General features: G+C 53.4%; 13 protein-coding genes. 5 read left to right on the forward strand and 8 right to left on the reverse strand.

Annotation, left to right across the window (positions count from 1 at the left end):
* Positions 1–8: 8 nt before the first annotated feature.
* The gene (gene fdnG / locus K6958_RS00560; protein ID WP_249892864.1) at positions 9–3,059 is read right to left on the reverse strand and encodes a formate dehydrogenase-N subunit alpha; all 3,051 of its coding nucleotides are present in this window, start codon (positions 3,057–3,059) and stop codon (positions 9–11) included.
* A 417-nt stretch (positions 3,060–3,476) separates the two neighbouring features.
* On the opposite strand from fdnG, the gene fdhD reads away from it, so the two are divergent.
* The 4 genes from fdhD to K6958_RS00580 all read left to right on the forward strand — a co-directional run bounded on the left by fdhD (position 3,477) and on the right by K6958_RS00580 (position 8,130).
* Positions 3,477–4,280, forward strand: coding sequence for a formate dehydrogenase accessory sulfurtransferase FdhD (gene fdhD / locus K6958_RS00565; RefSeq protein ID WP_434085230.1), 804 nt, complete (start codon positions 3,477–3,479; stop codon positions 4,278–4,280).
* 278 nt (positions 4,281–4,558) lie between these two features.
* Positions 4,559–5,563 (forward strand): hypothetical protein, encoded by a 1,005-nt coding sequence (locus K6958_RS00570; RefSeq protein ID WP_249892866.1) that lies wholly within the window; start codon positions 4,559–4,561, stop codon positions 5,561–5,563.
* A gap of 758 nt (positions 5,564–6,321) precedes the next feature.
* Entirely contained in the window at positions 6,322–6,939 is a 618-nt protein-coding gene (sodA, locus tag K6958_RS00575; protein ID WP_085068927.1) for a superoxide dismutase [Mn], read from the forward strand.
* 237 nt (positions 6,940–7,176) lie between these two features.
* On the forward strand, positions 7,177–8,130 hold the full coding sequence (locus tag K6958_RS00580; RefSeq protein ID WP_249892867.1) for a VirK/YbjX family protein: 954 nt from the start codon (positions 7,177–7,179) through the stop codon (positions 8,128–8,130).
* Between the two features lie 18 nt (positions 8,131–8,148).
* Here the strand turns inward: K6958_RS00580 and K6958_RS00585 are convergent, their stop codons facing one another.
* From K6958_RS00585 to K6958_RS00605, 5 genes are all read right to left on the reverse strand, one after another.
* On the reverse strand, positions 8,149–8,511 hold the full coding sequence (locus K6958_RS00585) for a YibL family ribosome-associated protein (protein WP_249892868.1): 363 nt from the start codon (positions 8,509–8,511) through the stop codon (positions 8,149–8,151).
* Between the two features lie 61 nt (positions 8,512–8,572).
* Positions 8,573–9,118, reverse strand: a complete 546-nt coding sequence (gene mtlR / locus K6958_RS00590; RefSeq protein WP_434085182.1) for a mannitol operon repressor MtlR — start codon at positions 9,116–9,118, stop codon at positions 8,573–8,575.
* Positions 9,119–9,186: 68 nt separating this feature from the next.
* Positions 9,187–10,335, reverse strand: coding sequence for a mannitol-1-phosphate 5-dehydrogenase (gene mtlD, locus K6958_RS00595; protein WP_249892869.1), 1,149 nt, complete (start codon positions 10,333–10,335; stop codon positions 9,187–9,189).
* Between the two features lie 68 nt (positions 10,336–10,403).
* Positions 10,404–12,323 carry a PTS mannitol transporter subunit IICBA gene (locus K6958_RS00600; RefSeq protein ID WP_249892870.1) on the reverse strand — a complete coding sequence of 640 codons (1,920 nt, stop codon included), beginning with the start codon at positions 12,321–12,323 and terminating at the stop codon, positions 10,404–10,406.
* A gap of 479 nt (positions 12,324–12,802) precedes the next feature.
* Complete coding sequence (locus tag K6958_RS00605; RefSeq protein ID WP_249892871.1) at positions 12,803–13,519, reverse strand: DUF3053 domain-containing protein; 717 nt, start codon at positions 13,517–13,519, stop codon at positions 12,803–12,805.
* A gap of 416 nt (positions 13,520–13,935) precedes the next feature.
* Here K6958_RS00605 and K6958_RS00610 point away from each other — a divergent pair, with 416 nt between their 5' ends.
* Complete coding sequence (locus tag K6958_RS00610) at positions 13,936–14,232, forward strand: HTH-type transcriptional regulator (protein ID WP_249892872.1); 297 nt, start codon at positions 13,936–13,938, stop codon at positions 14,230–14,232.
* Positions 14,233–14,281: 49 nt separating this feature from the next.
* On the opposite strand, the gene K6958_RS00615 is transcribed toward K6958_RS00610, so the two are convergent.
* Both K6958_RS00615 and K6958_RS00620 read right to left on the reverse strand, forming a co-directional pair.
* Positions 14,282–17,512 carry a hypothetical protein gene (locus tag K6958_RS00615; RefSeq protein ID WP_249892873.1) on the reverse strand — a complete coding sequence of 1,077 codons (3,231 nt, stop codon included), beginning with the start codon at positions 17,510–17,512 and terminating at the stop codon, positions 14,282–14,284.
* 300 nt (positions 17,513–17,812) lie between these two features.
* Entirely contained in the window at positions 17,813–20,371 is a 2,559-nt protein-coding gene (locus K6958_RS00620) for a hypothetical protein (RefSeq protein WP_249892874.1), read from the reverse strand.
* Between the last annotated feature and the right edge of the window lie 18 nt (positions 20,372–20,389).

Here is a 20,389-nt window from a genome sequence, read left to right on the forward strand (position 1 = left end):
GTTCTCCGTTACACCTTTTCCACGTTAACCAGAAAGCCTTTGTATTCAGGCGTCTGTGAATTGGCATCGCCAACTGAAGGGGTTAGCGTATTGGCCAGGAAGCCTTTTTTGGTGGCGCCCTCAAAGCCCCAGTGGCAGGGAATGCCTACGGTATCAACCTGCTTATCGTTAATCGTCAGGCGGCGCAGACGTTTTGTGACCACCGCTTTGGCTTTGATATAGCCACGCTGTGAACTGATTTTGATCTCATCGCCTGCCTTAATACCTTTGTCAGCCGCCAGCTCAACGCCAATTTCGACAAACTGTTCAGGCTGAGCGATAGCGTTCAGCAGCGCATGCTTGGTCCAGTGACGGAATAACTCGGTAATCGAATAGGTGGTGGCCACATAAGGGAATTTATCGGCCTTGCCCAGCGTCGCGGCGTCATGCGGGAAAATTCGCACTACCGGACTATGGATCTGGGCTGGATGCAGCGGATTGGTGCCGGTGGGACTTTCCATTGGTTCATAGTGCTCAGGGAAAGGACCATCGGCCAGCTTATCCAGTGCAAACAGATGCCCCATGCCGTCCGGCAGCATAATAAAAGGCCCAACCTGCTTTTCCGGCGCCGCGGTTAGTGGATAGTCGGGCACGTCATAGCCCTGCCAACGCTGACCATTCCACTCAATCAGCTTACGTTCAGGGTCCCAGGCTTTACCTTGTGGATCGGCCGAGGCGCGGTTATACAGGATGCGACGGTTAGCGGGCCATGCCCATGCCCAACCGGATATTGCGCCCAGCCCGGAAGGATCGGCATTATCACGCCGCGCCATCTGGTTGCCTTCCGGCGTCCAGCTACCGGCATAGATCCAGCAGGCGCTGGCGGTAGTGCCGTCATTGCGCAGTTCGGCGAAGGAATTAAGCTGCTGCCCCTTTTTCAACAACAGCTTGCCGCGGTCATCATAGATATCGGCCAGCGCCTGGCCGTTGCTTTCGCGCGCCACCTCTTCCGGCTCTGGATTAGAAGGATCGGTATAGTTCCAGTTCATCGCCAGTAACGGTTCCGGCGCGGTGCCGCCTTCCTTACGGTAAAGCTCACGCAGGCGCAGGAAAATATTGCCGAGGATTTTGCCGTCGTGCAGCGCTTCAGCCGGCGGTTCGGCGGCCGCCCAGTGCCACTGTAGCCAACGGGAAGAGTTCGCTACCGAGCCGTTCTCCTCCGCAAAGCAGGATGAGGGCAGGCGAAACACTTCGGTCTGGATTTTGGCCGGATCGACATCGTTAAATTCACCGTGGTGCTGCCAAAAACTGGCCGTTTCGGTGCTGAGCGGATCGATCACCACCATATATTTCAGGTGGGAGAGAGCACGGAACGCTTTGTTTTTATTCGGAAAAGCCGCCAGCGGATTAAAGCCCTGGATGATGTAGCCGTTAATTTTTCCCTGTTCCATCATCTCTGCCTGCGCCATGCAGTCATAGCTTTTGTCCCACTTGGGCAGCCAGTCGTAGCCCCATTGGTTCTCCGCCGTGGCGTTATCGCCGTAAAAGCTTTTCATCAGACTGACAAAAAACTTATCGGTGTTCTGCCAGTAGTTGACCTGTCCGGGCAGCGGGGAAACGGGCGTCGCCTGCTGTAAATATTGCTCCAGCGTGGTTTGCTTTTCTGAAGGCAGCGGCAGGTAGCCCGGCAGGCTTTGCGCCAGCAGGCCGAGATCGGTATAGCCCTGTACGTTTGAGTGGCCACGCAGCGCGTTAATACCGCCGCCAGGCATGCCGATGTTGCCCAACAGCAGCTGAACAATCGCTGCGGTACGAATGATTTGCGCGCCGTTGGTATGATGCGTCCAGCCCAGTGCGTAAAGGAAGGTCGCGGTGCGGTTGGGAACACTGGTGTTGGCCAGCGTCTGGCAAATGGTCACGAACGCATCCTGCGATGTGCCGCACAGGCGGCTGACCATTTTCGGCGTATAGCGGCTGGCATGCTTTTTCAGCAGGTTTAGCACACAGCGCGGATGGGTTAGCGTATTGTCGCGTTTGGCCTCGCCGTTTTCGTCCAGTTCATAATGCCAGCTGGTTTTATCATACTGCCGCGTCGCGTCATCGTAGCCGCTGAACAGCCCCTCTTTGAAGCGGTAGCCCTCGCTGACGATCAGCGAAGCATTGGTATAGGCTTTTACATATTCGTGTTGAATATGGTCATGCTGCAGCAAATAGTTCACCACGCCCATCAGAAAGGCGACGTCGCTGCCGGCGCGTAGCGGGGCATAAATATCCGCCACCGCAGCCGAACGGTTAAAGCGCGGATCGACCACGATAACTTTGGCTTTATTATGGGTCTTGGCTTCAATAACCCATTTAAATCCTACCGGATGCGCTTCCGCCGGATTACCGCCCATAATCATAACGACATTGGCGTTTTTGATATCATTCCAGTTATTGGTCATCGCGCCGCGGCCAAAGCTGGGCGCCAGCGCCGCCACCGTAGGACCGTGACAAAGCCGCGCCTGGTTTTCCAGCGGGAGGATGCCTAACGCGCGCGCAAATTTATGATCAAGCAGGCCGGTTTCGTTACTGGCGGCGGAAGAGCAGAGCATGCCGGTGGTTGTCCAACGGTTTACCGTGGTGCCTTGCGCATTCTTTTGCTGGAAATGCGCATCGCGATCGGCTTTCATTAGCCGGGCGATACGATCGAATGCCTCTTCCCAGCTGATACGCTGCCATTTATCGCTACCGGGCGCACGGTATTCCGGATATTTCAGCCGCTTTTCACTGTGGATATAATCCAGAACGCCGGCCCCTTTCGGGCAAAGCGAGCCGCGGCTGACCGGATGATCGGGATCGCCTTCTATATGATAAATAGAGGATACGGCATTTTTGGCGCCGTCGCCCCGACTGTAAATCAGCATGCCGCAGCCGACGGAGCAATAAGTACAGTTATTTCGGGTTTCCTTTGCCCGAAGTAATTTATATTCTCTAATGTTTGCAAGGGCAGCAGAGGGCGTAAAGCCTAATAATGTTAGAGTAGTCCCTGCCATGCCACCCGCACAGATTTTAAAAAAACTGCGTCTGTTAATATGCATAGTATTATTTTTTGCTCAAAACATTGCCAGAAGGACAAAAAATAACACTCTTCGGAGTAATTTTTTTGACAACCATCAATAAGTAATTATTTTGTTATGATTTTTAACTGCTTAATTATAAAGAGGTATATGCATTAAATTGATTGATTTAAGGGTTCGATTAAATAAATGAATGCAAAGTTGAAATTTCTTAATTTTTTATTGATGGTGCCGGTTTGAATATTTCATTTACTACACGGCATTTCACCGGCCCGCATTTTATGTACAGCGATTTTTTTGCCATGTGCAGGCGGCAGGTTCAGAATTGCGTGACAAATCCCACACGCAGTGCGGCCTAAGGTTACCACTTAACTTGTGTGGCTGTTACAACCAGGTAGACGTAAATTGAAAGCTGAAGATCAACAAACTGCCGGAACGATAGCGCCTCGCGCCGGCATAAGCGAAGTACAGGTATGGCAGCGCGATGCGCTGACGGCGTCACGCAGCGACTGGCTGGCCGATGAGGTGCCGGTGGCGCTGGTATATAACGGTATTTCTCATGTGGTGATGATGAGTACGCCAAAAGACCTTGAGGCGTTTGCGCTCGGCTTTTCATTATCCGAAGGGATTATCGCCGCGCCGGAAGATATTTACGGCATGGACGTGGTGCCCGGCTGTAACGGGATCGAGGTGCAGATAGAGCTTTCCAGTCGCCGTTTTATGGCGTTGAAGGCACAGCGTCGGGCGATGGCCGGACGCACCGGCTGTGGCGTATGTGGCGTAGAGCAGCTTAATGAGATCGGTAAACCGATCCAGCCGCTGCCGTTTACACAGACATTTGATTTGCGCCTGTTGGATAATGCCCTGCGCCAGCTGAAAGATTATCAACCGGTCGGACAGCTGACCGGCTGTACCCATGCGGCGGCGTGGATAGTGGAGGCGGGCGAGCTGGTGGGCGGCTGTGAGGATGTGGGCCGTCACGTCGCACTGGATAAGCTGCTGGGCTATCGCAGCCGTCGGGGCTGGAAAAGCGGCGCAGCGCTGGTTTCCAGCCGCGCCAGTTATGAAATGGTGCAGAAGTCAGCCATGTGCGGCGTGGAAATTCTATTTGCCGTTTCCGCCGCCACCAAACTGGCGGTGGAAGTGGCGGAACGCAGTAATCTGACGCTGGTTGGTTTCAGTAAGCCAGGCCGTGCCACGGTCTATACGCATCCTCAACGGCTGACCTGGTCGCAGGATTAACATCACCCATTTATTGCCCCAAAGAAATTAAGATAAAGCTGCCTGTAATAGTCAGGGCGGCTTTATTTCCCATGCGCCGTTAATATAAAGGACCATTTAACGCGCTTGTTTTACGCGATAACTTAATTGCTGTTTTAGATTTATTATTGATAGCGCTAAAATCCCGGCTGAATATTTGAGTGAAATCGCATAAAAATTAAAATAGCGTTGATAGCGATGGTTTTCGCTGCGTATTATAACGATTACGGAACTTGCATAACATTCATGGAAAGAAAATTATGGCACGTTATACCGCTCCAGGATATTGCGTTGTAGAACAGGCTGGCTCGCTGGATTTTCAGGCCCGACAGCTATTTCGAGACACACGTACCCCTTCAGCTCATCTATTTATGAAACTTAACGCAGATACTCAGTGGCTAAAGCCCGGACAGATACTTATTGTTTCCGATGCCGAGGCGCCTTTAACCAGGCAGATGCTGCAGACCCTGCGTGAGGCAAAACAGGATACGAATGCGGCTTTCGTCGGTGTCAGTGCCGAGGAAGCGAGGTTCCTGCAAAAGCACTATGGCACCATCGCTGGCTTGACGCAGGCGGGAGAAAAGATTTTTGGCGCGGTCGGGGATACAGGTGAGAAATATTTCTCTGCTATTGAGCGGACGCTGAAAAAAATTGAAGCCAGCTATCAAAATCAGTTCCGCACCCAGGGCACACTTATCGGCCAGCAGTTTTTTATTGAACGTAACCGGCTACTGGAGGAACTAAAAGCACTGGTCAATAAACCCTTATTGAAATCGGTTGCCCATCACGCCATAAAATTTGAACCCTATGACGATATGCGGAAAGCATTGAAGCTTTCCAGCCGTTCGATTGTTCATGAGTGGTCTACGGTTGGTATGAGCGGCATTCCCGGTTATTCTACTTTTGTCGGCAATGCGGCTAAGGCTACCCGGTATTTAAGAGTCGGTGGTTATATCGGTGTCGGTTTTTCTTTTACCGGCGTGACCAATAATATTGTTAATGCCTGTACTACCGGAAGGGAGCAGGATTGTGGCAAGTTTGCTTTTAAGGAGTATGTGAAATTTGGCATTGGTACGAGTTTGAGCCTGGGAGGTGGGGCTGCGGGATCTACTCTGGGAATTGGCGCATGCGCAGCTATAGGGCTCGTTACAGCCGGAGCGGGTGGAGTAGTCTGTGCGGTTGTCGGCTCGTTAGCTGGGGGATACGTAGGGGGCCAATTTGGCGAGCTTGCTGGTGAAAAATTATTTGAAATAACAGGTAATTAAAATGGTCGTTTTTTTAGGATATCTTTCTCTGACATTATGCGTTATTGGCTGCATATTAATGTTATTCAGCTTTATTATCTATGCTATTAACCGAAAAAAATATTATAATTTGTTGGAGTTATACAGAAGCAGTGATTTAGATTTCCCTATGCCTTACTCATTTCAGTCAATGATGGGGTTTTTCGGTGCCTACCCAGTCTCGCAATTTTTTCTGAAATTAAAAAAACAAAGCAAGATCTATTTTTTGGAAGAAAATAGTAATGCCTATGCTTTTTTCAAAAAGCACCACAATGACGATTTAAAATGGCTGAGCTGGTTCTGTATATTATGGAAAACGGCGATGTTTCTTGTTGTCACGCCATGCCTTTTCGCTCTTCTTATAGCTTAAAAATGGTTTGGAAGTAGTAAACGCATAAGCCGCTACATGTGTACTTTAGTGCTTTCTGGCGGGTTGGTTCCCATCTGAGGCTATGGCTGCATTTCTTTATGGAAATTCTGATATTGTTGTTTAGTCAGGAGTTCACTACAGGCTACCCCACCCGCCAGATCAGGGCTTTAGTCGCCTTACCGCCCTTCCGATACGCTTTCCCCTCCCTCAGTAAGCCGCGCAGCAGTTAGCAGGATCTGTTATAACCTTATAAAGAGAGGGGCATTGATAATCCTTTTCCCGATCATTAATTTAACTATAATGATCCGACTGCTTACGCGGTGCTTACAACTAAAAAGTGCCGCTCCTACAATAAATGGAGATGATGAACATGAGTTATTCACTGCCATCCTTGCCTTACGCATACGACGCACTGGAACCGCATTTCGACAAGCAGACGATGGAAATCCATCACACTAAACATCACCAGACCTACGTTAACAACGCTAACGCGGCGCTGGAAGGCACCGAATTTGCTGATCTGCCGGTTGATGAGCTGATCACTAAACTGGATCAGGTTCCGGCAGAGAAAAAAACCGTACTGCGCAATAACGCGGGCGGCCACTACAACCACAGCCTGTTCTGGAAAGGTCTGAAAACTGGCACCACCCTGCAGGGTGAACTGAAAGCCGCGATCGAAAAAGATTTTGGCAGCGTTGAGAAATTCCAGGAAGAGTTTGAAAAAGCAGCAGCAACCCGCTTTGGCTCCGGCTGGGCGTGGCTGGTGAAAAAAGGCGACAAACTGGCGGTGGTTTCTACTGCTAACCAGGACAGCCCGCTGATGGGCGAAGCGATTTCCGGCGCTTCCGGCTACCCGATCCTGGGCCTGGACGTATGGGAACACGCTTACTACCTGAAATATCAGAACAAACGTCCTGACTACATCAAGGCGTTCTGGAACGTGGTTAACTGGGACGAAGCTGCAGCGCGTTTTGCTAACGCAAAATAAGACCGGTTGAAACCGAATTCAGCTCAGGCTGAAATCAGCTAATGAACCGGTGGGCAGCGGCCCACCGGTTTTTATTTTAAATAGGGTTTCATTGAACTGCCGTTTAATAGTTTTATGCTTTTACCGCGTTTAATAAATAAAATATGTTTACTGTAAATCTATTAGCGTAATATTAACCTCCTGTTTATCTTTGCCATCGTAATATCGCCAGATGATTCATTCATCCTGATAAATATTATGTCAACGATTACTGAAAGCCCGGCACCCGAGGTGTCGACGGGCTCGCTATTTTTTCAGTTAAGCAGCGGTAAATTTAAGCCAAATAAACTCTGGCAATGCCGACGTTTTCGGCTGAAGTTCCTGCTGCGCTCGCTGCTTTATCCGATAACCACCTTTTCTTATATGGAGAAGATGGCTGAGCTGCCGGCTATGCGTCAGGCTCTGCTTATTCAGGGGCTGCTGCCAGCGAAGATTCATCGCCCTTATCTCTGTTCCCGCTTTAGCGTTAAACAACGCGCGCAGGCGCTACTGGCGCATTACAGCACTGTGCAACAGCTGCCGCATACGCTCTATCAGCTGTTCCTGTCGCCGGTTGATCACAACGTAGCGCACCTGCAGGGTAAAAATAATGAGCGGTTTGATATTGTTTGCAGTAGCGGACGTTACGATCGTGAAGGCGAAATAACGCTGGTGCTGTTGTATAACGCAGTGACCCTGGCCTCGCTCTCTTTCTCTTTTATTAGGCAGGATGGCCAGCAGGCTATTTTAATTGGCGGTTTACAGGGACCGCGTAAAACGGTAAATGCCGATATGATCCGCGAAGCAACCAAAGCCAGCCACGGCCTGTTCCCTAAGCGTGTATTAATGGAAACGCTGTTTTATCTTGCTGCGCGCTGTCAGGTCAAACAGATCCAGGCGGTAGGCGACGATACGCACGTTTTTCGTAGTCTGCGCTATCGACACAGTAAAAGAGAGGTGTTTCACGCCAGCTACAGCGAATTCTGGCTGTCGTTAAGTGGGGAAGCGTTACCGAATGGCCTGTATCAGCTGCCGCTGGCGATGCCGCGTAAACCGCTGGAAGAGATCGTCAGCAAAAAACGCGCGGAATACCGTCGGCGTTATGAATTTATGGATATGCTGGAACAGCAGCTGGCGGAGGTGGTGGCGGGTAATGCATCAGGCCGGGCTTAATCTGCCCGGCCCTCAGGCTCAGAAAGCTTTAGGCGCGAAACCGGTCATCTCTTTCAGGCCCATCTCTTTACCCAGCGCGGTCATGGGGTGCACCACGACCAGGCCGCGCACGCTTTTTTTCAGCGCGCCCATATTCGCCTGCTCTTTTTTGGTGATAGCCCGGCTGAAAGGCAATTTTTGCAGCTTCTGTGCTTCTTTGCTTAGCTTCTGGTCACGCACGTCACGCAGACGTTCGATCTCTTTAACCAGCGCCTCTTTTTCTTTCAGCAGCGCGCCGAGTTTCTCCGCATCGCCCGATTCCAGTAACATCGGCTCTTTACGATTGAGCGCATCCAGCAGATCGCTGAGGCGCTTGATTTCGGCTTTTTCCTGCTCTTTCATGACGATTACCTGTACTGATGAATAACCGATAGGATACACGAAAAGCGTGCGGGGCGCGGGGCTACTTTTTAAAGGCCTGCTTCATACCAATGCGGGAAATCAGCTCGGTCAGCGAGAGCACCATCGTTGAGCGCAGCACCTGCTGATAACGCTGCTGCTGCATGGCGCGTAGCTGTTCATCATCATCAGAGAAATCGGGGCGGGGCGGCCAGGCGCTGACGCAGTGCAGCTCGCTGAACGGCCCCAGAATCTCGTCGTCGCTAAAACGGTATTCGCTGTGGTCATGGTTCAGCTCTTCACGCAGCGCCATCAACAGCTCGCAGTCTTCATATTCGTGGCGGCTAATCACGCCAAGGCCGTAAATCAGCTTTAGCCTTACTGACATTTCACCCAGCGGGCCGTTGCCCAATAGCAGCGGCTCAACGGCATACTTCACCGCATAATCATCCTTGCGAAACACCTGAAGCACCAGCAGGTTAACCGCTTCGGTCAACAGCTCGACGGCGGCAATCAGGAAGCTTCTTACCGAGCGTCCGGCGTTCAGGCGCTCCAGCACCCGATTTTCAAAAGCCTGCTTCTCTTCCATTGTTGCCTGTACATTTATCATTCTGCGCACGGGCACAGCCTGGCTATGCCCTTGTTGCTCGCCGTTAAACCGCATCGGCAGCGTGCGCATTATGGCATTGCAGCATAGGCCTTAACCACAGCGGCAACGACTTCGCTATGGGCATCAAGACCAGAAACCTGTGCCAGCGCGGCCTGCGGCCCCACTGAGTTCAACAGCACTTCCAGCTCCTGCGCCTGCGGATCCTGCGCGCTGCGATAATGCATGGCGGCAGCGATGCCTTTCACCAGGTTATCGTGCGGCAGCTGATACTCCAGCGTGCCCAGCGTCGGCTTGATCAGACGGTCTCCGGCGCTGAGCTTGCGCAGCGGCTGACGACCGACGCGCTCGACGTCATCTTTCAGGTAAGGGTTTTCAAAACGGCCCAGAATCTTTTCGATATAGGCAGCATGTTTGTCCGGGTCAAAGCTGTAACGCTTGATCAGCACCGCACCGCTCTCCTGCATGGCGCCTTTTACCACTGCGCGTACCGCCGGATCGAGGATGGCGTCGCGAATGGTTTGATGGCCGGCCAGCTGGCCCAGATAGGCGGTGATGGCGTGGCCGGTGTTCAGGGTAAAGAGTTTACGCTCCACGAACGCCATCAGGTTATCGGTAAGCTCCATGCCCGGGATCGTCGGTAGCTCGCCTTTGAACTGGGTTTTATCCACAATCCATTCGCTAAAGGTCTCAACGGTTACCTCCAGCGGATCGCTGCTGCCCGCTTCGCTCGGCGGCACGATACGGTCCACGGCGGAATCGACAAAGCCGACGTGCTCTTCCACCCAGGCGTGGAGAGGTTCCGGCAGGGCGGCCAGCACATGCTGTTTCAGCTGGCTGGTGCCGCGCACCATGTTTTCGCAGGCGATAATATTTAACGGGCGGGAATTAGCGCTATCACTGCGTTTGGCCAGGCCGCGCGCGATGCTGCCAGCGATGCGCTCCAGAATCTGCGGACCAACCGCCGTGGTAACGATATCAACCTCAGTAATCAGAGCGATCACCTCATCGCTGGTGCTGTTCACCGCGCTAACGCCGGTGACTGTTTCCACCTGCGCCTGTTCGCCGACGACATGCACCGGATACTGATGACGTGCATTCAGCGCGTCCAGTACCGCCTGATTTACATCGGCGAAGGTCAGTTCAATACCGGCGTCCGCCAGCAATTTGCCGATAAAACCACGACCAATATTACCGGCACCGAAATGTAATGCTTTCATCGTTGCTAAACCTTTAAAAAAGAATCAAGTAAGGGGCCGTTAACTGGCCCCTCAACGTAAGTGATAGATCAGGCGGGCTGACCGGTCAGCAGATCCAGCACTTCCTGCACGCTGGTGGTGTTGGCCAGACGTTCAATCACGCTTTCATCATCCAGCGCGTTGGTCAGGCTGGTAATCACCTGGATATGCTCGTTGTTACGGGCGGCGATACCGATCACCAGACGGGCGATATCATCTTCTTCTTCGCCAAAGCGTACGCCCTGCGGATACTGGCAGAACACCACGCCGGTTTTCAGCACGCGATCTTTCGCTTCCACCGTTCCGTGCGGCACCGCAATGGATTCGCCCAGATAGGTTGGCGTCAGTTTCTCACGTTCCAGCATCGCGTCGACATATTCTGGCTCAACATAACCGCCTTTCACCAACTGCTCGCCGGCAAAGCGGATCGCCTCTTCTTTGTTGGCAGCCTGCTGGCCAAGGAAAACATTGCTGGCGCCCAGCTTAAACAGATGCTCGTTGCTGCTGTCGTAGCTGTCGCTCAGGGCGGCGCTGACCTTTTCACGATGGCTGGCGCTGCGCTGCGCCTCTGCCAGGCGGGTGGTTAAATCGCTGTACAGACCGCTGTCGAGAAAGTTATTCAGCGAAATATGCTGCGCGTGCGGCGCCTGGCGCATAGCGCGTTCAGTCAGGTCGCGGTGAGTAATCACCAGGTCCACATCGCCCGGCAGGGCATTGATGGCGGTATTGGTGACGGAAATTTGCGTCAGCCCGGCATCCTGCACTTTCTTACGCAGCACGCCTGCGCCCATGGCGCTGGAGCCCATACCGGCGTCGCAGGCAACGATGATTTTACGTACGTGGCTCAGATCGCCGCTCATCGCCGCAGCGGCAGGCACGCCCGCCTGACCTTTAGACTGCGCTTTCATATCCTGCATACGACGTGTTGCCGCTTCGATATCCTCTTCGTCTTTTACTTTGCTGGTTTTCAGCAGAATCGCGGAGGCAACAAAAGAGACGGCAAAGGCAGCCAGAATGGCGGCGATGTTAGCGAAGTAGGCACCTTTTGGCGTCATCGCCAGCACGGCAAGGATGGAACCCGGGGAAGCCGGAGAAACCAGGCCGCCGTTCAGCAGCGTCAGAGTGAAGACGCCAGTCATACCGCCGAGGATTACTGCCAGCAGCAGGCGCGGCGCCATCAGCACATACGGGAAGTAGATTTCATGAATGCCGCCGAGGAAGTGAATAATGGCTGCGCCGCCCGCGGACTGTTTCGCATTGCCGCGGCCAAAGAACATATAGGCCACCAGCACGCCCATGCCCGGGCCTGGGTTCGCTTCGATCAGGAAGAAGATCGATTTCCCGGCCTCGCTGGCCTGCTGAATACCCAGCGGCGAGAAGATACCGTGGTTAATGGCATTATTCAGGAACAGGATTTTCGCCGGTTCAACAAAGATAGAGGTCAGCGGCAGCAGGTTGTTCTGCACCATGATATTCACGCCAGCGGCAAGAATATGCGAAAGACCTTCCACCAGCGGGCCAATGGCGAGGAACGCCAGGATAGCCAGCAGCATGCCGATGATGCCGGCGGAGAAGTTGTTAACCAACATCTCGAAGCCGCTTTTAATCTTACCGTCTACCGCGCGGTCAAAGGTTTTAATCGCCCAGCCGCCCAGCGGACCGGCAATCATGGAACCGAGGAACATCGGCATATCGGCGCCGACGATGACGCCCATGGTGGTAATGGCGCCGACAACGCCGCCGCGATCGCCACCCACCAGACGGCCACCGGTATAACCGATCAGCAACGGCAGCAGGTAGGCAATCATAGGGCCGACCAGTTTGGCTAACGTTTCGTTAGGCATCCAGCCGGTAGGGATAAATAGCGCGGTGATGATACCCCAGGCGATAAACGCACCGATATTGGGCATCACCATATTACTCAAAAAACGACCAAAGCTTTGAACCTTGACCTTGACTGATGAGGACATAAAAACACACCTCTTATTGTTACGCGCTGACAAATAAGAGAGCGCGTGATTTTGTGAAGACGCTTCGGCGGGGTGCCGTCGAATTACTGTATGCAGGCGGACTCTAGCACGCGTTTATGACGCTGCGTAGTAAGCTCCCTGAAGTGAGAGAGATCACGCTTTATGGTGAGGTAAAGGGTCTTTTTTTGTGAGTGTGATCACATAAAAGCGCTTATGGAAAAGTTTCATGCTGAAATTATGAGCATGCCTCTCCGGTTTTATGTGATATATATCACGCTTTGTTGTGGTGGGTTTGTTTCTGAAATGTGACGGATATCACAATAAACTTTTGTATGAAAATGCCGCAGATCACACTTTCATCTGGCCCGAAACCATGAGAAAGAAAAGCTGCATGCCATAACCAAAAGGCGGGCGGTAAAAAAGGAAGGCAACAGATAGCGGGAAAAGCGGGCGCCGTTGACAAGGCGCCCGCTGAAAGTTTATTGACGACCACCCTGCATGGCGCTTTGCGCCTGGGTCAGCGCCTGCGCTTTCGCTGAGACGTTGCTCATTAACGTGTTGTACTGGCTGGCCTGTTCCTGTGTCGGAAACTGTACGCCGTTATCATTAAAGGAAACGCGGGTGCCCTGCTGTTGCAGATAATCGCCCGCCTGCACGACATCCTGACTCAGCGACTGCAGCGCTGGCAGCAGCGGCAGCAGCGTAGCGGCGGGCTGAGTTACCACCTGGGTATAAGCCCGATCGTAAATCGGCTTCAGATCGTCCGGCTGTTTCAGCGCGGCTTTGCTGCTGTCGGCCTGATTTTTGGCATTTTGCAGCTGTTGCGCCAGCACGCTCAGCGTACCGCTTGCCTGGCGCAGCGCATCACGACGCGTCAGATAATCCTGCGGCACGCGCAGCGCGGAAAGCTCATCCACTACCGGGCGCAGACCTTGATCCACCGCCTTGTTTACCTGCTGTGAAAAACCGTAAATGATGGCGTAATCGCTGGCATAGTTACCAAAGCGCTGTTTTTGATCCTCACTCAACGCAGGCAAATGTTCGCCGCTGCGCATGACGGTATTCTGTAAAAAGTCACTAAAGGCCTTACGCTGCTCACCTTCTTTATCGCCGCAGCCGGTAAGCTGCAGGATGACCAGCATCGCTGCCAGCGGCAGCCACAGACGCGTCCAGACGCGGGAAACTCCGATCGCCATAGCGTTTACTCCTGTAAATTAACAAACTTGCTGTTTAATAAGACCGCATTGCGCCGCCTTTTTAAGGTGCCTAAAGCATAGATCAATGCGATTAGGCTGAATATGGGCATTAATGAATTAATCGCGAATAATCGTGAAGTTAGCCGCTTCTCTTTGGCGACAGACTATTTTTAAGCAGGATCCGCGCCAGATAAGGCGCCCGCTGGCGGCGAGATTAAAAGCTGGAAGCAAGATCAAAAAATATTCTAAAAACGGGCGGCAAAACGCCGCCAATCGTCTAATAATTAAATTCCCGATTTATGTTGCACAGTTCTGACCCTTTCATCCCTGCAACAAACCGGCATTCTGAGCCTGGGCTTCAGGCTCTTATCTCTGTTTTCCTTCACGTTGTTCAAAGTGAGTTTTAGGAGTTTGCTATGGAAGTAAAAGACCCCATGGTTGAGTTACTTAGCAGTCTTGAACAAATTGTATTAACGCAGAATGTCGTCAGTACCCCTTTAGCGCAGCAAGAAAAAACGGTTTCCGTACCAGAACCACAACGTCTGCGCGAAATGACCGGTATGAAAATTGATGAATTTGCCCGCGTGATGGGCGTGAGCGTCTCTTCGGTGAGAAGTTGGGAAGCGAGACGCACCCGCCCATCAGGCAGTGCCCAAAAGCTTATGCAGCTGTTGCACTCGAATCCTTATCTGGGTCGACAACTGCTGGACTGATTTGCACAGCATGAAAAAAACCCGCCATCTGGCGGGTTTTTTATGGCCATTAAACGGGCTGATGAAGCAGCAGATCCTCCAGATGAGGTGGATTTGGCGCGGCATACAGCGTGGTATCAAGCTGTGTCCGCTCTGCTGCTGTCCAGAGATCGCCAGTTGCCGCTGGCAGGGCAGGTGTCGACATCGTCAGCGCCGTGCTATCGGTACTCTCCGAGGGTACCAGCAGCGCGGCGAGCGCCTCTTGCCCACCGCTTAACCCCAGATCGGCCAGCTGGAACGGCGGCGTTTCATCGTCTGAAGAGGCCAGATAAACATCCTGCTCTGTAGGGGCGACATTGCCTTGGCTGTCGACGCTGGCAACCATCAATGTCGGACCGGTATCGAAGGTCAGTGAGGTTTCACTGGCAATGGACCATTCGCCGCTATCGGGATCGTTAAAATAGATGCCTGCCTGTAATAGATGCTCGCCGTCGGTAATGCCTGCCAACGTACCGGCAGGAATAGCGATTTTCCAGTGACCGCTGCTGTCGGTAGTGGTTTCCCAGCGTAAATTATCCAGGGTAACCACAACCTGCTGGCCGGTCCAAAAATAAAGGCTGGTGCCGCTGAGCACCTGCACGCTGTCCACTTCGCTCTGGTCGATAATGTTGTCGCCCAGCGGGTTTATCAGCATTTGCGGAGTATAGGCTCTGCTGCCTTCATCCTCGGTAAATTCCAGATTGCGGGCGTTCACCACATTGTGCTGCCCCGCCTCGCCCAGCGTAACGCGAACGATTTGCGAATCGTAACTGTTCAGTGCGCGCATATCTTCAGCGGGAATGGTCAGACTCCAGCGTGGATTCGCGGCATCGCCCGCCAGCGTGGTTTGATAATGTTTATTGTGAAACTCAATATCGACGCGCGTGCCTAAAGGCGCGACGCTGGCATCCAGTACGCCACCGCTAAGGGTCATACCGTTGTCATAAACCTCGAAAGAGGTGATCAGGTTTTGCCCGTCAACCGTATCCAGGGTGGCACCAAATAATGGCGCATCGGTATCGGTATTCAGCGTCAGGGTGCTGCTGTCGCTTAACTCGCCCCACTGTACCTTTAGTGGAACTTCGCCATCGGGCAGGGCGCGGATATCCTGATCCGGGATCCAGGCCATCCAGCTGCCGTTAGTGACCTGCGCGCGGTAGCTTTTGCCGTTCAGCGTTACGCTAATGTTGCTCCAGTCATTGCCGGTAAAGGTGCCGGTAACCAGATAGTCCGGCGCTAAGCTGTCTGTGCGGGTAATCTGATCGTCACCCCAGATCGGATCGAGCCGCACATAGGGGCCGTCAGGCGGCACCGCCGGATCGAGATTAATCAGTACCGTGTCGCCGGCGCTGTCACCATTGGCGTTATTGCGCACCGTGGCCTCAAAAATCGCGCTGCCCGTCGCTAAATCAGGCACCTTATCCGCCGGAATTGTTACCTGCCATTGCCCCTGATGCACTTCGCCAGTCCAGGCCCAGTCGCCAGCCTGTAGCCAGACTTCACTGCCGTCAGCCACGTTAGTGGCGCTGCCGCTCACCGTCAGGCCATTGAGCTGATCCAGCGTCAGGCGACCATAATCTTCCAGTGAATCGATGGTCAGCGAGGCCACGTTTTCGGTGCTATTGCCAGACTCAACGGTCACCCAGCGCTCGCTGGTTAACGGGAAGCTGTTGGGGTTGCTCCACTGGTCATCGCCCGGTACCGTAACTTCGACACGTACCCAACCCGCCGGTAAAGCGTTCAGCTGATCGGGAGAGAGTGAAAGGCGCCATTCGCCGTTTTGATCCACGCTGGCGAAAAAAGCGTAGCCGGGCAGCGCCTCGGGGAAACGTAACTCGACAGTTTGTCCGCCAGGCACGTTCAGGCTATCGCCGCTAATCACCAGCTCAGTCTGTTTTTCGCGGGCGTTAATGATGTTATCGCCGGAGATGGGATTAATGATTACTCTCGCCTCGCCGCCGATATCAAAACCGTTGTAATAGATGGTTTTGCTTAATTCAGTGGTTTCGCCCTGTTCATTGGTAATGCTTAGCACCAGCGGTATGTCGCCGCCTGACTGTGACAGCAGATCGTGAGGCGCAACGGGTAGTCGCCATTCGCCGTTTTCATCGACCCGCGCCTGATAGTGCAGCTCGCCAAAAGTGATATTCAGATAGCTGCCTGCTGCGACATTGGTGACGTTGCCGGAAAAGACTTCTGTTAACATCGCCCACTGTTCGAGGTTGCCGTCGTAAAAACTGTTGTAAGGCGCATCAAGCGTAATGTAGGGTGCGGTCAGCGATTCGCCAACAATGAATCCACGTACCGTCGTGGCGGTTTCATGCAGATCTTTAACCCAGGCGATCAGCGTGGCGGGGCCGTTATGCAGCGCGGAGAGCGCGCTGGCGGGGATCTCTGTCTGCCAGTGGTTGTTCTTTACCGTTGCGGCATAAATTTCGCTGCCCAGCTGCACCCAGACCTCTTTACCGCTCGCCACATTTTCCGTGGTGCCGCTAACGATCAGACTGCTTTGCTGCTCAACGGCGGTCAGCAAATCATCGCCGGAAATGCCGTTGACGCTGATTTCTGCTGCATAAGAGGTGCCTTTCTCTTTGGTGACGGTAAAGGTGCGTTCATCGCCGCTGTAGCTGTCGCCATAAATGCCTGGCGCGGTGACGGAAAGGGTATGCTCGCCGGGCGTCAGGCCTTTCAGCATTTCCGGCGTCAGCACGCTGCTCCATGCGCCGTTGGCATCAACCGGCACCTGCCAGCTTCTTCCTTCCAGCGTGATGGTGACCATATCGCCTTCCGCCACCCGCTCCGTCAGGCCGGAGATCACCTGGCCATGCATCTTTTCCCGGCCGATCACTTCATCGTTCCCGGCAATCGGGCTGATAGCGATACCTGCCTCGCGGCCATCAGACATATCCAAAACCGATACTTTACGGGTTTGCTCGGTGGACTTGCCGTGGTCGTTAGTGACGCTAACCACCAGATCGTGCGAAACATCGGGATCATAGTGAATCAGGCTGGTAATCGCTGACGGCGGCAGGGGAATGCTCCATTCGCCGTTCTTATCCACCAGCCCCTGATACGTTTTGCCGTTAAGGGTGGCCTGAACGTAGTTGCCGCTTTCCACATTGCGTGCGGTGCCGGACAGCGCCGCGATAGCGTAATAGGCAGAGGGCATGTTAGCAATAAAGCCGTCGTCAAACAGAGGATGGATAGTCAGCGCAGGGGTTTTAACCCCGCCTTGCCCGCAGCCGTAATGTTTTTTGCTCATGATTATGGTCTCGTATGTAGGGGAGAGGGAGGACGAGCGATATCAGATGTAATCAAGCGCAGATTGATAAGCACGGGGTTTTAACCGCCTGTTGCCGTTGTCATCGCCTGTTTTATTAACAAGTAAATCCGTTTATAAACTGAGCGATAAAGGGTTCATGGTTGTTTTTTTAGCCAGAATAAACCTGTCCCTTCAGTCACTGCTGGCGTTGCCAACGCAACGCAAATAACAGATTTTCCTTACCATAAGCAGCAGGTAATAAAGACGATAAAAAACCCTTCCGCAGCAGGGTTCTCTGTGTTATGCCAGTGGGGTTTGCTGCGCCAGCAGCTCGGCTAAATCCTGCTGCTGCGCCAGTGGATAATGGGTGGTATCGACCTCGCTACGATTGGGCATCGTCGTCCAGAGATCGTTGGACGCTGTCGGTAAGGCGAGGCTGCCGGGTGCATCTGCGGTTATGTGCGTGCTCTGCGTCTCCTCAGATTGCGGAAGCAAGGCGCTAATAGCGTTTTCGCCGCCGCTCAGGCCCAAATCGGCCAGAGACGTTAGCGTTGACTCATCCGAAGCAGGCAGAGAGAGATCCTGTTCCAGATGGAAAAGTTTTCCATGGCTGTCTACTCCGGTGACCGTTAACAAATGGTGATCCGTCAGCCCGGACCAGGCACCGGCGGGCAGCGCATTGATTTCATCGGCCGGCACCCAGGCAAGCCATTTTCCGTTCGCGAAGCTAGCCCGGTAAATTTGACCGTTCAGCTCCACGCTCAGATCGCCCCAGTCGCTGTCTTTACCGGTTACGGTGCCGGTAAGCGCATAGGGTTGCTCCGCATCTACCTCGGTAATGTGATCGGTCCCCATCACCGGATCGAGGGTGATTTGCGGCTCTTCCGGCACCACCACAGGTCGTTCGAAGACCACATGCACCGCCTTACTGGAGGTGTCGTCGGTTTCGTTATTGAGCAAAGAGACTTCAATCGTGGCGGAGCCTGCGCGTAATGCCGCAAGATGTGCGGGGGAAAGGGTGATTTCCCAATTGCCATAGAGCGTTTCCGTCGTCCAGCTCCATTGGCCTATCTGCACTGATACCTGTTGATCTGCAGAATACCGATCGATATGACCCTTGAGCGTCAGTCCATCTGGGAACTGATCCAGGGAGAAATGTTGTCCATCGTGGAAATTATCAGTATAGAGGGCAAGGGGCTTATCATAATCCATGTCACGATTAATGAGCAGCGTGTGACGGGTGCTTAATTCCCCGCCGTTGGGATTCTGCCACTGCGCGTCATTCTTTATGACTGCCTGAACATCCAACTCTGAGCTATAAAGCTTCTCACGTTGCTCAGCAGATAAGAGCACCGCCCATTCGCCATTCGCATCGATCTTACTCTGTAATACCAGAGAGCCATCCTGGTATTGCAGTGTGACCTCGACTGCCTGTCCCTCTGGTACATTCAGCGTTGCGCCCGAAATGACGATATCCGCGTTCTGCTCACGTGATGAGATGAAATCGTCGCCGGAGATTGGATTCATCACCAGCAGCGTCTGGTCTTCGGTGTCGAAGCCGTGATAGCTGATAGTATGCGTTAAGGTTACTGTCTCCCCCTGAGCATTGCTGACGCTGACGATCAGCGGCAGCGCCTCAGGCGGCTGCGACATCAGCTCGGCGGGCGAAATCAGCAGATGCCAGTGCCCGTTTTTGCCGACCGGGGTTTCCCAGCTTAGGGTGCCAAGCTGCACCCTGACAAGCGTTCCCTCCGGCACACGGGTGACGACGCCGGAAAGCGTTTCCGGCACCAGCGACCACTGGAGGCCTTCGGCGGAAAAGTTGTCGTAGGCACCGTGGAAAATAAGGTGTGGCACAGTTAACGTTTCACCAATACTAAATTGATGGACGGCGGTGGCGGTTTCGTGCAGATCTTTTACCGAGGCGACCAGTGTGGCGGAGCCGTTATGCAGCAGCGCCAGATCTTCCGCCGGAATTTTCGCCTGCCAGTGGTTATTTTTTACCGTCGCCGCATAGATATTTTCGCCCAGCTGTACCCAGACCTCTTTACCGCTCGCCACATTAGCGGTGGTGCCGCTGACGATCAGACCGCTTTTCTGCTCGTCTGGCATCAGCACGTCATCGCCGGAGACGCGGTTGATGGTGATCTCTGCTGCATACGCGGTGCCTTTCTCTTTCGTGACGTTAAAGTTGCGCCCTGTCCAGCGAGGCGTTTCGCCATTGGCATGAGGCAGCTCGACGGTAATGCTATGTTCACCGGGCGTCAGCGCCTTCATCTCATCTGGCGTCAGGATAATACTCCAGAAGCCGTTGCCATCTACCAACGCCTCGCGCGCTTTCCCGTCGAGAAAAACCGTGACCACCGCATCTTCCGGCACGCCATGCGTCAGGCCGGAAATAACCTGACCGTGCATTTTTTCCCGGCCGATAATCTCATCATTGCCAGCTATCGGATTAATGCCGATGCCCATTGGGCTTTTGTGGTAATGATTCGGTACCGATACGTTACGGGTCTGCCTGGCGACGTCGCCCTGACTGTTGGCCACGCTAACCGTCAGCGTGTGACTGATGGTGAGATCGTCGCTAATCAGGCTGGTAATGGCTGAGGGCGGCAGCGGAATGCTCCATTCGCCATTGCTGTCTACCCGGCCCTGCCAGGTCTGACCGTTCAGCTCGGCCTGCACATAGCGGCCGCTTTCCACATTTGTCGCCGTGCCGGAGAGGGTGGCGATGGAGTAATAATCAGCCCTTGAAGCGATAAAGCCGTTTATGTGGAACGGCATATTAATGCTAAGTATCGGTTTTTTAACGATTTCATCGCGGGAAGCATCGCTATTATTGGACAAAGTATCACGCATTGTTATCGTCTCGTTTGC

The sequence above is a fragment of the Mixta hanseatica genome, from assembly GCF_023517775.1.
In the GTDB taxonomy this organism is placed as follows: Bacteria; Pseudomonadota; Gammaproteobacteria; order Enterobacterales; family Enterobacteriaceae; genus Mixta; species Mixta hanseatica.

Bases quoted from the DNA above. Each gene is read 5' to 3' on its own strand.
- K6958_RS00605 (WP_249892871.1), bottom strand. From the start codon at position 13,519: ATGGCGATCGGAGTTTCCCGCGTCTGGACGCGTCTGTGGCTGCCGCTG.
- K6958_RS00615 (WP_249892873.1), bottom strand. From the start codon at position 17,512: ATGAGCAAAAAACATTACGGCTGCGGGCAAGGCGGGGTTAAAACCCCT.
- K6958_RS00620 (WP_249892874.1), bottom strand. From the start codon at position 20,371: ATGCGTGATACTTTGTCCAATAATAGCGATGCTTCCCGCGATGAAATC.
- sodA (WP_085068927.1), top strand. From the start codon at position 6,322: ATGAGTTATTCACTGCCATCCTTGCCTTACGCATACGACGCACTGGAA.
- mtlR (WP_434085182.1), bottom strand. From the start codon at position 9,118: ATGATAAATGTACAGGCAACAATGGAAGAGAAGCAGGCTTTTGAAAAT.
- mtlD (WP_249892869.1), bottom strand. From the start codon at position 10,335: ATGAAAGCATTACATTTCGGTGCCGGTAATATTGGTCGTGGTTTTATC.
- K6958_RS00600 (WP_249892870.1), bottom strand. From the start codon at position 12,323: ATGTCCTCATCAGTCAAGGTCAAGGTTCAAAGCTTTGGTCGTTTTTTG.
- K6958_RS00580 (WP_249892867.1), top strand. From the start codon at position 7,177: ATGTCAACGATTACTGAAAGCCCGGCACCCGAGGTGTCGACGGGCTCG.
- fdnG (WP_249892864.1), bottom strand. From the start codon at position 3,059: ATGCATATTAACAGACGCAGTTTTTTTAAAATCTGTGCGGGTGGCATG.
- K6958_RS00585 (WP_249892868.1), bottom strand. From the start codon at position 8,511: ATGAAAGAGCAGGAAAAAGCCGAAATCAAGCGCCTCAGCGATCTGCTG.
- K6958_RS00610 (WP_249892872.1), top strand. From the start codon at position 13,936: ATGGAAGTAAAAGACCCCATGGTTGAGTTACTTAGCAGTCTTGAACAA.
- K6958_RS00570 (WP_249892866.1), top strand. From the start codon at position 4,559: ATGGCACGTTATACCGCTCCAGGATATTGCGTTGTAGAACAGGCTGGC.